Here is a 13512-nt window from a genome sequence, read left to right on the forward strand (position 1 = left end):
TCCCACTACACCGACTGGACCATCGGCCACGTCCACGCCGGCGCCCTCGGCTGGGTCGCGATGATCACCATCGGCTCGCTCTACCACCTGATTCCCAAGGTCTACGGGGTCGAGAAGATGCACAGCGTCGGCCTGATCAATGCGCACTTCTGGCTGGCCACCATCGGCACCGTGCTTTACATCGCCTCGATGTGGGTCAACGGCATCACCCAGGGCCTGATGTGGCGCGCGGTCAACGAGGACGGCACGCTGACCTACTCCTTCGTCGAGTCGCTGGTGGCCAGCCATCCGGGCTTCATCGTGCGCCTGGTCGGTGGCGGGTTCTTCCTCACCGGCATGCTGCTGATGAGCTACAACACCTGGCGCACGGTACGCCAGGCGCGCCCGGAAGGAATCCTCGCGGCGGCCCGCATGGCCTGAGCCGCGACAGCGCGTCCCTTCCCTTCCCGAGCCTCGCCCGCCACGCTGCGGGCAAGGCTCGACAGCCGACGAGGAGAATCATCATGGAATTCAGCTGGAGCGAGATCCTGCTGGAGCTGCTGGCGGTCGCCGTGCTGTTCTTCGGCGTGCATTGGAGCCTGCGCCACGCCAAGACCCTGGACCAGGCGAGCATGCTGCCGTTCGCCGACGACGAGGAGGTGGCCCGCCGGGTCGAGCGGGAAACCGGCAGGAGCCGCACCGGCTGCGGCTGTCCCGGTCGCTGCCAGGGCGACTGCCGGCACTGGGACAAGAATTGGCCGGCATGACGCCGGCCAGTCGCTTCAGGGCTTTATCTTCTTCAGCTCGTTGAGCAGTTCCAGCAACTGCGCGAGCTTTTCCTCGCCGAACCGCTCCTGGATGCGCTGGTAGTTCTTCTCCATGTCGCCGCTCATGGAGACGAAGCACTGCTGGCCCTTTTCCGTCAGGTTCACGTAGACCCGCCGCTGGTCCTTGGGCGCCTTCCAGCGCCGGACGATGCCGTCGCGCTCCAGGCGCGCCAGCACGCCGGTCATGCTCGGGCGCAGGATGCAGGCCTGGTTGGCCAACTGGTAGCTCTCCATCTCGCCCTGCTGGCGCAGGATGCGGATCACCCGCCACTGCTGCTCGGTGAGGCCGTGCTGGTTGAGGGAGGGGCGGAAGAAACTCATCGCGGCTTCGCGAGCCTGCAACAGGGTCAGGGTCAGGGAGGGTCTTGGCGTTGACATAGGGTCCGAGCTTGGATGACTGGTTTCGAAAGTGCAGAAGAGTAGCGGAAAAAACACAGGCTGCATGCGGGTATGCAGAAGGAAATCAACGGTTTCCGCCGTGCAGGGCCAAGCCCAGCGCGAGCAGGCTGCCGACGCCGCAGACGGCCATCACCAGCGCCATCGGCAGCACGCCGGGCAGCGCCAGCCAGCCGACCGCCAGGCTGGCCAGGCAGCCGAGGCCGAACTGCCCGGACACCGCCACCGCCGAAGCCGCCCCGGCCTGTCCGGGATACAACGCCAGCAGGCTGGCGATGCAGTTGGCGCCGAGCAGGCCGGTGACGCTGACGAAGCACAGCAACCCCGGCACCAGCGCCCACAACCCGCCCCGCTCGCCGAGCGCCGCATAGCCGAGGAGGAACAGCCCGGACACGCAGGCCAGCAGGCTGCCGGCCCGCAGCAGCGGCCGCGGACCGTGGCGGCGCACCAGGCGCGCGCTGCACCAGGTGGCGAGCATCACGCCGAGGATGTTCAGGCCGAAGAACCAGCCGAAGCGCTCCGCGCGCACGCCGAAATGCTCGATGAACACGAATGGCGCGGCGCTGATGTAGGCGAACATCCCGGCGAACGCCAGCCCCATGCACAGCACGTAGCCCAGCGCGCGACGGTCGCCGAGCAGCCGCCCATAGGCGAGAAAGGCCTGGGCCAGGCTGCCGCCGCGGCGCTCCGGCGGGTGGCTTTCGGCGACCCGCCAGACCGCCAGCAGGCAGAGCCCGGCGAACAGCGCCAGGACCACGAACAACGCGCGCCAGCCGGCCCAGAGCATCAGGTAGCCGCCGAGCAGCGGCGCGGCCAGCGGTGCCAGCATGGTCACCATGTGCATCAATGCCAGCATCCGGGCGGCCTCGCCCAACGGATAGAGGTCGCGCACCATGGCCCGCGCCAGCACCGACGCGGCGCCGCCGCCGAGGGCCTGGAGCACCCTCAGCAGGACCAGTTGCCCCGCGCTGTCGGCCAGCACGCAGGCCAGGCTGCTGAACAGGTACAAGGCGATACCGGCCAGCAGCACCGGGCGCCGGCCGAAACGGTCGGACAAGGGGCCGTAGAACAGCATGCCGAAGCAGAAGCCGACCAGGAAGCCGCTGATGCTCCGCTGCACCTGGGCATCGCTGGCGCCGAGATCGGCGGCGATCGCCGGCAGGCTCGGCAAATACATGTCGATCGACAGCGGGCCGAACGCCACCAGCGCCGACAACAGCAGCAACAGGCGTCCTTCGCCGCTTCCGACCTGAATCCTCGATGCACTCGCAGGCACGCTCGCCCTCCTCTTCTTCGCCTTTCGGTCCAGACGACACCGCCGTGCACGCGGATGCAAGTTCGCCGTCCGGGAAATCCTCGCGCCGCGACCTCGTTCACCCTGGCAGCGCGCGGGCCTGGCTCCTTTCGCGGGCCGACAACGTTAACAGATTAACCAAATGCGCAGAAGGCAAAAGATTCCAGGCAGGCTTCGCTCTCCAGCGCCTTACCGTCAATGCTCGATGAGCATGGAAAGGGTCAGAAGCTAGCGAAGCTTCCAGGAGGATCGCCAACACTTCATTAACAAGTTAACAATATGCTAAAACTCACCGTGCAATCGGCGTCACCCATACCTACAAGAACAACAACCAAGGGAAGAATCGATGATCACGGCATGCCCCCGCCCGTGCGCCTGGCGCAGCTATGCGCTTGGCCTCGGCCTCCTGCCCCTCGCCGCGCAAGCGGAATTCCTCGCGGACAGCAGCGCCCACCTCGACCTCCGCAACTTCTACCAGTTGCGCGACTACCGCCAGCACGATGCGCCCCAATCGCAGGCCGGCAACTGGTCGCAGGGCTTCGTCCTGCGCCTGCAATCCGGTTTCACCGGCGGCCCGCTCGGCTTCGGCCTGGATGCTACCGGGCTGCTCGGCGTCAAGCTCGACTCGGGACGCGGGCGTAGCAACGATGGCACGCTGCCGTTCGGAGCGAATTCGAAGGAGCCGGTGGACGACTACAGTCACCTCGGCCTGACCGCCAAGCTGCGCTATTCGCAGACCCAGCTACAGGTCGGCATCCTCATGCCGCAACTGCCGGTGGCGTTCCGCGACGACGTGCGCCTGTTGCCGCAGACCTTCGACGGCGCGCTGCTGACCTCCAGCGAGATCGAGGGTCTCACCCTCACCGCGGGGCAATTGTGGAAGTCGCGCACCCGCGAGTCGGCCGGCAGCGACGACATGTACATCATGGGCCGCGACAAGGCCCACGCCAGCGACGAGTTCAATCTCGCCGGCGCGACCTACGCCTTCACCCCTCGGCTCAGCGCCAGCTATTACTACGGCCAGCTCAAGGACATCTACCGGCAGCACTATCTCGGCCTGCTGCACACCCTGCCGCTGGGCGAAGGGCTGTCGCTGCGCAGCGACCTGCGCTACTTCGACAGCGGCGAAGACGGCGCGGCGATCTCCGGGCCGGTGGACAATCGCAACCTCAACGCCATGCTCACCCTGCGCGCCGGCGCCCACGCCTTCGGCATCGGTGTCCAGAAGATGATCGGCAACGACGCCTTTCCGGTGCTCAACGGCTACACCACGCCCTACGTGGCCAACCTCATGGCCTACCAGACCTTCACCCGACCGCAGGAGAAATCCTGGCAACTGCGCTACGACTACGACTTCGCCGGCCTCGGCCTGCCCGGCCTGAACCTCATGACCCGCTATGTACAGGGCCGCGACATCGACCGCGGCGCCGGCCGCGCCGACGACAGCGAATGGGAGCGCAACACCGACCTGTCCTACGTGATCCAGAGCGGACCGCTGAAGAGCGTCGCCTTGAAATGGCGCAACATCACCTACCGCAGCCGCTACGGTGCGGACCTGGACGAGAACCGCTTCATCGTCAATTACACGCTAAAGCTCTGGTGAAGCGCGGCCCCTTGGGGCCGCAGGCACCTCAATCCTCGAGTCGCAGGTGCAAATGCTGCTTCTTGCCCAGGCTCAAGCGCAGCCCGTCGACCTCGCCCGCCAGCGGCGCGTCCGGATCGCTGACCGGCGTGCCGTCCAGGCGCAGGCCGCCGCCGGCGGCGAGGCGGCGGACCGCGCTGCGGGAGGGCTGGATCGCGTGTTCCAGCAGCAGGTCGGTCAGCGACAGTCCCTGCGCCAGGCGCGCGCGGGATAGCTTCATCACCGGCAGGCCGCTGTCCCGCGTACCGTCGGCGAACACCCCGCGCGCGGCATCGGCGGCGGATCGCGCGGCGTGCTCGCCGTGCGCCAGGGCGGTGGCGGCATTGGCCAGGACCACCTTCGCTTCGTTCAGCTCGGCGCCCTGCAAGGCGCCCAGGCGGCGCACCTCATCCATCGGCAGTTCGCTGAACAGGGCGAGGAAGCGACCGACGTCGCGATCATCGCAGTTGCGCCAGAACTGCCAGAAGTCGAACGGCGCCAGGCGCTCGGCGTTGAGCCATACCGCACCCTGCGCCGACTTGCCCATCTTGCGCCCGTCACTGGTGGCCAGCAGCGGCATGGTCAGGCCGAACAGCTGGGCGCCGCCCTGGCGTCGCGACAGCTCCACGCCGTTGATGATGTTCGCCCACTGGTCGGCGCCGCCGAGTTGCAGGGTGCAGCCGCGCCGGCGCGACAGTTCGACGAAATCGTAGGCCTGCAGCAGGGTGTAGCCGAACTCGAGGAACGACAGCGAATGCTCGCGGTCCAGGCGCTGCCTGATGGCGTCGAAGGTCAGCAGGCGGTTGATCGAGAAGTGCCGGCCGACCCGGTCGAGGAACTCCAGGTAGCCGACGCCGTCCAGCCATTCGGCGTTGTTCACCAGGCTGTCGTCGTGCAGTTCGACGTAGCGCGAGAAAACCCGGGCGATGCCGTCGATGTTGGCCTGGATCTGCGCCTCGGTGAGGATCGGCCGGCTCGAATCGCGGAAGCTCGGATCGCCGATCCGGGTGGTCGCGCCACCGATCAGCAGCAACGGGCGGTGCCCGGCCTTCTGTAGCCAGCGCATCAGCATCAGGCCCTGTAGGTGGCCGACGTGCAGGCTGTCGGCGGTGGCGTCGAAGCCCAGGTAGGCGGTTGCCGGACCGGCGGCCAGGTGCGCGGCGAGGCCGTCGCGGTCGGTGCACTGGTGGACGAAGCCACGCTCTTCGAGCAGGGCGATCAGGTCTTGCTGATGGGTCGGGACGGACACGGGTATCTCCTTTGGCACGGTGGATGCCCGAGGAGACAGGTTGGGAGGGAGTTCACCGGACCGCCGCCTCGGGCGGTTCGGGAATGCAGCGACGCATCTACCGCCTCAATGAGGGAGCAGATAGGCGTAATAGCGCTTGAAGGTCAGGGCTGCACGATTCATGCGCGGCACTCTACGCGCCTGTGCCGGGCTGTCAAGACTGGAAAGCGCCTCGACACGAACCGAAGCACTTCCCCGCAACAGAAGCGCAGCCTGGGAAAGTTTGCCCGCCAGTTATCCGCACAAATTTATGACGCCGGTTTCTCTACTTTGAAAAACAACGCAAGACCGGACATGGACTTCAATAACTCGACCGGAAGAAACCTATCAGCAAGGCAGTTGAATTTTTTCCGAAAGCAATAATTCGATACTTTTCTGGATTGGCGCATCATCTCATAAAAATAGCGAACCGCTTCCCAGTACCCACGAATATCAATGGATCAGCAATATCCAGATGCTTATCGCGGCATTCGAAAAAACATCGACCAATTCCACTGACAGAATATCGGCGTCATTTGCCTAGCATGGATATTCCAAGTTCACCCTATCAACTTCCCAGATTGACACTCTCGCCGGCAGATCAGTAATTTTCAGCGACCAGCCGGCAAAGTACTTTTCCAGAGCGGCTGGCAACCGATAGTCACTCTATCTTCGCAAACCGATGTTTATGCGAGAGGGCCGGCTATCGCTCAAAACTTGATTGATGAAGGAATAGCGCCATGCAACTCGCCACACTTCAGGAACTGAGCTTCGATGAAATCGACCAGGTATCGGGCGCCGGACTCTTCAGCTTCGTCGGCGATGCCATCGTCGATGTGGTCAAGGTGTCCAACGACCTGCTCAACACGTCGGTCATCTCTTCGGTCGGCAAGGTGTTCAACGCCGTCGGCCTGACCCCCATCCATCAACTGGCCGACACCCTCGGCTACGGCGTGTTCAAGGGCGTCGCCGCGGTCGGCGGCCTGCTCGGCGGCGACACCAGCCGCATCGATTACCACTACGACACCGAGTGGACCTGATCCCAGGACCTCGGCCCGCTCCCGTCGCGGAGCGGGCCTCCACCGTCGCCGGAGACCCGGACGCCCCCGGCGGCGACCTAGGACCCGGCAACCGGGAAGGGGCGACCAGCGCCCCGATCAGGAGAACCGCCATGCACGACCTCATCCAGCACGCCGACGCCTTCGTCGGCGATCCCGACCAGGAATCCGGCGGCCTGTCGCGCCGCAGCTTCCTCGGCAAGAGTGCCACGCTCGGCGCGGTCGGCCTGGTGGCCGGCTGGACCCCGGCCTTCGTCATCCAGCCCGCCGAAGCCGCCGCCAGCAGTTGTCCGGCGCCGGCAGGCTTTCCGGCCGGCCTCGAACTTTATCGGCGGGCGTTCCGCAACTGGTCGGGGGAAATCGCCGCCGACGACCTCTGGAGCTGCGCCCCGCGCACCAACGAAGAGGTTCTCGCGGTGGTCAACTGGGCCTGGCAGAACGGCTTCAAGGTGCGCCCGCGCGGCATGGGTCACAACTGGTCCCCGCTGCTGCTGAAAGGCGGCGAGAACTGCGAGAGCCGCATCGTGCTGGTGGAAACCAGCCGTTACCTGACCCGCGTACGGATCGACGCCCAGGGCGAGTTCGGCCTGTTCAGCGCGCAGACCGGCGTCACCATGGAAGCCCTGCTGAAACAACTGGAGCGGGTCAAGCTCGGCTTCGTCGCCACGCCGGCGCCGGGTGACCTGACCCTCGGCGGGGTGCTCGCCATCGACGGCCACGGCACCGGCATCCCGGCGCAGGGCGAAAGCCGCCTGCCGGGGCAGAGCTACGGCTCCCTGAGCAACAGCATCGTGGCGCTGACCGCGGTGGTCTGGGACGGCGCCGCCGGAAAATACGTGCTGAAGACCTTCCGCCGCGACGATCCGGCCTGCGCGCCGTTCCTCGTCCACCTCGGACGCGCCTTCATCGTCGAGGCGACCCTCCAGGCCGGGGTCAACAAGCGCATGCGCTGCCAGAGCTACGTGAACATCCCGGCGAGCGAGATGTTCGCCGCAGCCGGCAGCGGCGGAAGGACCTTCGACAGCTTCCTGCAGAAAAGCGGACGCGCCGAGGCCATCTGGTTCCCCTTCACCGACAAGCCCTGGCTGAAGGTCTGGACGCCGACCCCGCGCTGCCCGTTCGGCGCCCGCGCGGTCAACGGCCCGTTCAACTACCCCTTCTCCGACAACATTCCCAAGGCGCTGTCCGACCTGCTGGCGGCGATCAACACCGGCCACCCGGAACTCACCCCGCTGCTCGGCAAGCTGCAGTACGACCTGGTAGTGGGCGGCATGGCGCTGACCCTGGGCTACGACCTGTGGGGCTGGAGCAAGGACCTGCTGCTGTACATCAAGCCCAGCACGCTGCGCGTCACCGCCAACGGCTACGCGGTGCTGACCCGGCGTCGCGACGTGCAGCGGGTGATCAACGAGTTCTACCTGCAGTACCAGACGATGGTCGCCGCCTACCGCGCCAACGGCCACTACCCCATGAACGGCCCGGTGGAGATTCGCGTCAGCGGGCTCGACCAGCCCGGCGAGTCGATCGTTCCCGGCGCCCAGGTGCCCAGCCTGTCGGCGATCCGTCCGCGCCCCGACCAACCGGAGTGGGACACGGCGATCTGGCTGGACATCCTCAGCCTGCCCGGTACCCCGCAGGCCAATGCCTTCTACCACGAGTTCGAGGCCTGGCTGTTCGACCACTTCAGCGGCGACTACGCCTCGCTGCGGGTGGAGTGGAGCAAGGGCTGGGGCTACAGCCCCGCCGCCGCCTGGGACGAGCCGACGGTGGTCGACCAGTTGGTGGCGCAGTCGCTACGCCAGGGCCTGGTCGCAGACAACGATTGGGACAGCGCGGTGCGCCAGTTGAACGAAGCCGATCCGCATCGGCTGTTCAGCTCGCCGCTGCTCGACCGGCTGATGCCATGAAATGCCGCTATGCGAGGCCGTACTGACTCGGACGAAGAGCGGTTGGCCGGAGCCGATATGAATGAGCCCTCGATACGGCGTTGACTTGTTCAACAGGTCTTATCGAGGTGTCGCACGAACCGGCCTTAATCATTCGCAAAGTTTACCCGGAGTGGCAAACCTTCATCCGCCGAATATTGAAACTCATTGTCAAACGAATTATCGAGCCCATGAAAAACCGCTAATCCTGGCAGTTCATCCCACTCTTTCGGATTAGTACCATCGAATGGCTTTCCAGACTCATGGGAAGCCTAAAGGAGATATATGAAATGAAAGAACTCAATGACATTGAAGTCACCTGCGTTTCGGGTGGAACTCTTTCCGGCATGATCGTAGGCGCCGTCGACGGCGCCGCGACGGGCATGGCAATCGGCGGGAAATGGGGCGGTGCCGGCGGCTTCGGCTTCGGCGCTCTTTCCCAGTTGGTCGGCCTGATCGTGCCAACCGCAATGGGCGCTATTGCCGGGGGCACGGTCGGTCTCTTCACCAATGCAGAGACGGCTGTCGGTTACTTGGGCCAATACCGGGAAAACTTCGGTCCCGGTGATGTAGGCCGCACCACCATCTAATTAGAAAAGTCGCACTCCGGCACTTCATGCGTTTGAACTTTCGCAAGGGTGTCGGAGTGTCATGCAAGTATTATTCGAATCCAGGATCCAGCCACCATGTTTCGCCAGGAAGCCCTCGACGCCCAGCATGCCGGCGGCCTGGGCGAGATCGTGCTGATCCGCCCGGTCTCCTTCACTTTTCTCACCCTGCTGGCCGCGGCGATGGCGCTGCTGGTGGTGGGCTTCTTCCTGTTCGGCAGCTACACCAAGCGCAGCACCGTCAGCGGCCAATTGGTGCCCGCCAGCGGCCAGGTCAAGGTGCACGCGCCGCAGGCCGGCATCGTGCTGCGCAAGTTCGTCCAGGAAGGCCAGGCGGTACGACGCGGCGAGCGCCTGATGGTGCTTTCCAGCGAACGCTACGGCAGCGATGCCGGCCCGGTGCAGGCCGGCATCAGCAGGCGCCTGGAACAACGCCGCGACTCCCTGCGCGACGAACTGGAAAAGCTTCGCCGCCTGCAAGACGACGAGCGCGACAGCCTGACCAGCAAGGTCGCCAGCCTGCAGCGCGAACTCACCACCCTCGCCGCCCAGACCGACAGCCAGCGACGCCTGCTGGCGCTGGCCAGCGACGCCGCCGCGCGCTACCAGGGGCTGATGGACAAGGGCTACATCTCCATGGACCAGTTGCAGCAGCGCCAGGCCGAGCTGCTCGGCCAGCGCCAGACCCTGCAAGGCCTGGAGCGCGAACGCACGTCGCTGCGGCAGCAGTTGACCGAGCGCCGCAACGAACTCGCCGGGCTTTCCGCGCGCCAGGCCAACCAGCTCGCGGAAACCCGCCGCCAGCTCAGCGCGGTGGAGCAGGACCTGGCCGAAAGCGAAGCCAAGCGCACCTTGCTGGTCACCGCGCCGGAGAGCGGCATCGCCACCGCCGTGCTCGCCGAAGCCGGGCAGACCGTCGACAGCTCGCGTCCGCTGCTGAGCATCGTTCCCGCCGACACCCCGTTGCAGGCCGAACTCTACGCGCCGAGCAAGTCCATCGGTTTCATCCGGCCGGGCGACGCGGTGCTGATCCGCTACCAGGCCTATCCGTACCAGAAGTTCGGCCAGTACCACGGCAAGGTGCAGTCGATCTCCCGCGCCAGCGTCTCCTATGCCGAGCTTTCCAGCATGGTCGGCGGCGTACCGGGGCTCGGCCAGGATGGCGAGCAGCTGTACCGGCTGCGGGTAACCCTCGACGACCAGGCGGTGACCGCCTACGGCCAGCCGCGTCCGCTGCAGAGCGGCATGCTGCTGGACGCCGACATCCTCCAGGACACCCGGCGCCTCTACGAATGGGTGCTGGAACCGCTCTACAGCCTGACCGGCAAACTCTAGGAACGACCCATGGCCTTTCTCGACGCTCTCGCCCTGCGCCTGGGCCGCCGCCTGCCGCTGGTGCTGCAGACCGAAGCCACCGAATGCGGCCTGGCCTGCCTGGCGATGATCGCCGGCTACCACGGCCACCATACCGGCCTGATGGAACTGCGCCGGCGCTTCTCCGTATCGCTCAAGGGCATCTCCCTCAAGCAACTGATCCAGACCGCCCACCGCCTCGGCCTGGGCACCCGCGCGGTGAAGCTCGACCTCGGCGACCTCGGCAAGCTCAAGCTGCCCTGCGTGCTGCACTGGAACTTCAACCACTTCGTCGTGCTCAAGGCGGTCGACGGGCGCGGCGCGGTGCTCCACGACCCCGCCCACGGCCAGCGCCGGCTGGGCCTGGAGGAAGTCTCGCGGAGCTTCACCGGGGTAGCCCTGGAACTCTGGCCGGAGAGCGGCTTCGAGAAACAGGAGGCGCCGCCGCGGATCAAGCTGCTGGGCATGCTCGGCAAGGTCACCGGGCTGTACCGCTCGCTGGCCCAGGTGCTGCTGCTCGCCGGCGCGCTGGAAGTGTTCTCGCTGATCAGTCCGTTCTTCCTGCAATGGACCATCGACAACGTCATCGTCAGCGAAGACCGTGACCTGCTCAGCACCCTGGCCATCGGCTTCGGCCTGTTGCTGCTGATGCAGCAGGCGGTCAGCGGGGTGCGCGCCTGGGTGATGATGCACATGAGCACCCTGCTCGGCGTGCAGTGGCAGGCCAACGTCTTCAGCCACCTGCTGCGGCTGCCCGCGCAGTATTTCGAGAAGCGCCACCTGGGCGACGTGGTGTCGCGCTTCGGCGCGGTGAACAGCATCCAGCAGACCCTCACCGCGGCCTTCCTCTCGGCGGTGCTGGACGGCCTGATGACCGTCGCCACCCTCGGCATGATGCTGCTCTACAGTCCGCCACTGGCGGCCATCGCCATCGCCGCCATGAGCCTCTACGCCCTCGGCCGCTGGATCTGGTACCGGCCGTTGCGCAACGCCACCGAGGAGCAGATCGTCCACGCCGCGCGCCAGCAGAGCCACTTCCTCGAGACGGTGCGCGGCATCCGCCCGCTGAAGTTGTTCCAGCGCCAGGACGAGCGCCGCTCGGTATGGCTCGGCCTGCTGGTGGAACAGATCAACGCCGGCCTGCGTACGCAGAAGCTGCAACTGTTCTACCAGCAGCTCAACGGCCTGCTGTTCGGCGTGGAGAACCTGCTGGTGATCTGGCTCGGCGCGACCATGGTGATGGACGGCCAGTTCAGCGTCGGCATCCTGATGGCCTTCAACGCCTACAAGTCGCAGTTCGACAGCCGCGTCGGCAGCCTGATCGACAAGTTCTTCGAGCTGCGCATGCTCCAGTTGCAGGGCGAGCGCCTGGCCGACATCGTGCTCCAGGCCCCGGAGGTCAGCCACGGCGACATCCTCCCGGAGAACCTCCGCGAGCGCGAGGCGAGCATCGAGATCCAGGGCCTGCGCTACCGCTACGCGGAACAGGAGCCCTGGGTCCTCGACGGCCTCGACCTGCGCATCGCCGGCGGCGAGTCGGTGGCCATCGTCGGCCCCTCGGGCTGCGGCAAGAGCACCCTGTTCAACGTCCTGCTGGGCATCCTCCCGCCAGTGGAGGGACAGATCCGCATGGCCGGCCTGGACCTTGCGCAACTAGGCCTGGACGGCCTGCGCGAACTGGTCGGCACGGTGCTGCAGGACGACGTGCTGTTCGCCGGTTCGCTCAGCGACAACATCAGTTTCTTCGACCCGCAACCGGACATGCCCTGGCTGCTGCAGTGCGCGCAGATGGCTGCCATCCACGATGACATCCAGGCCATGCCGATGGGCTACAACACCCTGGTCGGCGACATGGGCACGGTGCTCTCCGGCGGCCAGAAGCAGCGGGTGATGCTGGCCCGGGCGCTGTACAAGAAGCCGCGCATCCTGTTCCTCGACGAAGCCACCAGCCACCTCGACGTACACTGCGAACAGCGGGTCAACGCCGCCATTCGAGCGCTGCGCATCACCCGCATCATGGTCGCCCATCGGCCCGAGACCATCGCCTCGGCGGACCGCGTGATAGTCCTCGGCCAGGGCAAGGTAAGCCTCGACGAAAGCACCGCGCGCCTGGCCGAACGCCAGGCCGCCGCGGCGCGGGAGCAGGCCTGATGCGTGCCCTCGCCGGCCTGTTGTGCGGCCTGCTCGGCCTGGTTCCCGGCGCCGCCGCCTACGAGCCGGACGTGTTCGGCACCACCGGCCAGGTCGCCGGCCAGGCGGTCTACGACCTCGGCGGCAGCGGTTTGCCCTGCCGCGGCGGGCCGCCACCGACCGAGCTGAGCCTGGAGGAAGCCATCGAGCGGATCCTCTGCCACGACCCGCAGACCCGCCTCGCCTGGGCCAATGCCAAGGCCCAGGCGGCCCAGGTCGGGATCGGCAAGTCCGCCTACCTGCCGCGCCTGGACGGCCGTCTCGACGCCAGTCGCGGCTACAGCGACATGGATTATCGCGATGCCCCCTACCTCTCCGGCGACGGCCATCGCCACCGGCGCGGCGCCAGCCTCCAATTGAGCTGGGTGCTGTTCGACTTCGGCCGCCGCAGCGCCGCCCTGCGCAACGCCCAGCAGTTGCTGCTGGCGGCCAACGCCAGCCAGGACGCGACCCTGCAGAACACCTTCGCCCTCGCCGCCCAGGCCTACTACGACGCCCTCGCCGCCCAGCGCAGCCTGGCCGCCTCGCGGCAGGTCGCGGAGCTGGCGGCGCAGAACCTGGAAGCCGCCGACGCCAAGTACCGGGCCGGCGCCGCCGCCCTTTCCGATCGCCTGCAGGCGCAGACCGCGCTGTCCCAGGCGAGCCTCGCCCAGGTCCGCGACGAAGGCGCCCTGAGCAACGCCCTCGGCGTCATCGCCCTGCGCATGGGCCTGGCGCCGGATACCCCGCTGCGCCTCTCCGGCGAGCTGGAGGCGCAACCCGACACCGGCTTCGTCAAGGCCATCGACGAGATGCTCGCCGAAGCCCGCCGCGAGCATCCGGCGCTGCTCGCCGCCCAGGCGCGGCTGAAAGCCGCCGCCGCCTCGGTGGAGGAAAGCCGCGCCGCCGGCCGGCCGAGCCTGGCGCTGAGCGCCAACCTGGCACGCAGCCATAGCGACCAGGCGATGGCGTTCAACGGCGATACCCGCGAACGCGACCGCAGCATCGGCCTGCA

Annotated in this window: 12 protein-coding genes; 9 read left to right on the forward strand and 3 right to left on the reverse strand. The window is 66.7% G+C overall.

The annotated features are described in order from the left end of the window. Positions 1 to 420, forward strand: a 420-nt coding sequence (locus tag HMPREF3014_RS25675; protein WP_177343987.1) for a cbb3-type cytochrome c oxidase subunit I, incomplete at its 5' end; no start/stop codon positions are given. Between the two features lie 83 nt (positions 421 to 503). Then, a complete protein-coding gene (locus HMPREF3014_RS25680; RefSeq protein ID WP_003093468.1) occupies positions 504 to 746 on the forward strand; it encodes a hypothetical protein in 243 nt (80 codons plus the stop codon). A gap of 15 nt (positions 747 to 761) precedes the next feature. Here HMPREF3014_RS25680 and hpaR read toward each other — a convergent pair whose 3' ends face one another. Next, the gene (gene hpaR, locus HMPREF3014_RS25685; RefSeq protein WP_003093470.1) at positions 762 to 1184 is read right to left on the reverse strand and encodes a homoprotocatechuate degradation operon regulator HpaR; all 423 of its coding nucleotides are present in this window, start codon (positions 1182 to 1184) and stop codon (positions 762 to 764) included. An 85-nt stretch (positions 1185 to 1269) separates the two neighbouring features. Further along, positions 1270 to 2478, reverse strand: coding sequence for a Bcr/CflA family multidrug efflux MFS transporter (locus HMPREF3014_RS25690; RefSeq protein WP_003119068.1), 1209 nt, complete (start codon positions 2476 to 2478; stop codon positions 1270 to 1272). Between the two features lie 364 nt (positions 2479 to 2842). Here HMPREF3014_RS25690 and HMPREF3014_RS25695 point away from each other — a divergent pair, with 364 nt between their 5' ends. Continuing rightward, on the forward strand, positions 2843 to 4099 hold the full coding sequence (locus HMPREF3014_RS25695) for an OprD family porin (protein ID WP_003105682.1): 1257 nt from the start codon (positions 2843 to 2845) through the stop codon (positions 4097 to 4099). 28 nt (positions 4100 to 4127) lie between these two features. Here HMPREF3014_RS25695 and tyrS read toward each other — a convergent pair whose 3' ends face one another. Then, positions 4128 to 5366: a tyrosine--tRNA ligase gene (gene tyrS, locus HMPREF3014_RS25700; protein ID WP_003105684.1), complete on the reverse strand. Its 1239-nt coding sequence runs from the start codon at positions 5364 to 5366 to the stop codon at positions 4128 to 4130. Positions 5367 to 6124: 758 nt separating this feature from the next. Here tyrS and HMPREF3014_RS25705 point away from each other — a divergent pair. From HMPREF3014_RS25705 to HMPREF3014_RS25730, 6 genes are all read left to right on the forward strand, one after another. Next, on the forward strand, positions 6125 to 6424 hold the full coding sequence (locus tag HMPREF3014_RS25705; protein WP_003093477.1) for a hypothetical protein: 300 nt from the start codon (positions 6125 to 6127) through the stop codon (positions 6422 to 6424). Between the two features lie 131 nt (positions 6425 to 6555). After that, positions 6556 to 8349 carry a cholesterol oxidase substrate-binding domain-containing protein gene (locus HMPREF3014_RS25710; RefSeq protein WP_003454247.1) on the forward strand — a complete coding sequence of 598 codons (1794 nt, stop codon included), beginning with the start codon at positions 6556 to 6558 and terminating at the stop codon, positions 8347 to 8349. Between the two features lie 308 nt (positions 8350 to 8657). After that, positions 8658 to 8957, forward strand: a complete 300-nt coding sequence (locus HMPREF3014_RS25715; protein ID WP_003093484.1) for a type I secretion effector TesG — start codon at positions 8658 to 8660, stop codon at positions 8955 to 8957. A gap of 96 nt (positions 8958 to 9053) precedes the next feature. Then, on the forward strand, positions 9054 to 10310 hold the full coding sequence (locus HMPREF3014_RS25720; RefSeq protein ID WP_004351723.1) for an HlyD family secretion protein: 1257 nt from the start codon (positions 9054 to 9056) through the stop codon (positions 10308 to 10310). 9 nt (positions 10311 to 10319) lie between these two features. Further along, positions 10320 to 12479, forward strand: coding sequence for a peptidase domain-containing ABC transporter (locus tag HMPREF3014_RS25725; RefSeq protein WP_003105688.1), 2160 nt, complete (start codon positions 10320 to 10322; stop codon positions 12477 to 12479). Beyond that, on the forward strand, positions 12479 to 13512 hold a 1034-nt coding region (locus HMPREF3014_RS25730), incomplete at its 3' end, for a TolC family protein (protein WP_070734400.1). The genes HMPREF3014_RS25725 and HMPREF3014_RS25730, both read left to right, overlap by 1 nt.

It is taken from the genome of Pseudomonas sp. HMSC065H01, assembly GCF_001815235.1.
Lineage (GTDB): Bacteria > Pseudomonadota > Gammaproteobacteria > Pseudomonadales > Pseudomonadaceae > Pseudomonas > Pseudomonas aeruginosa.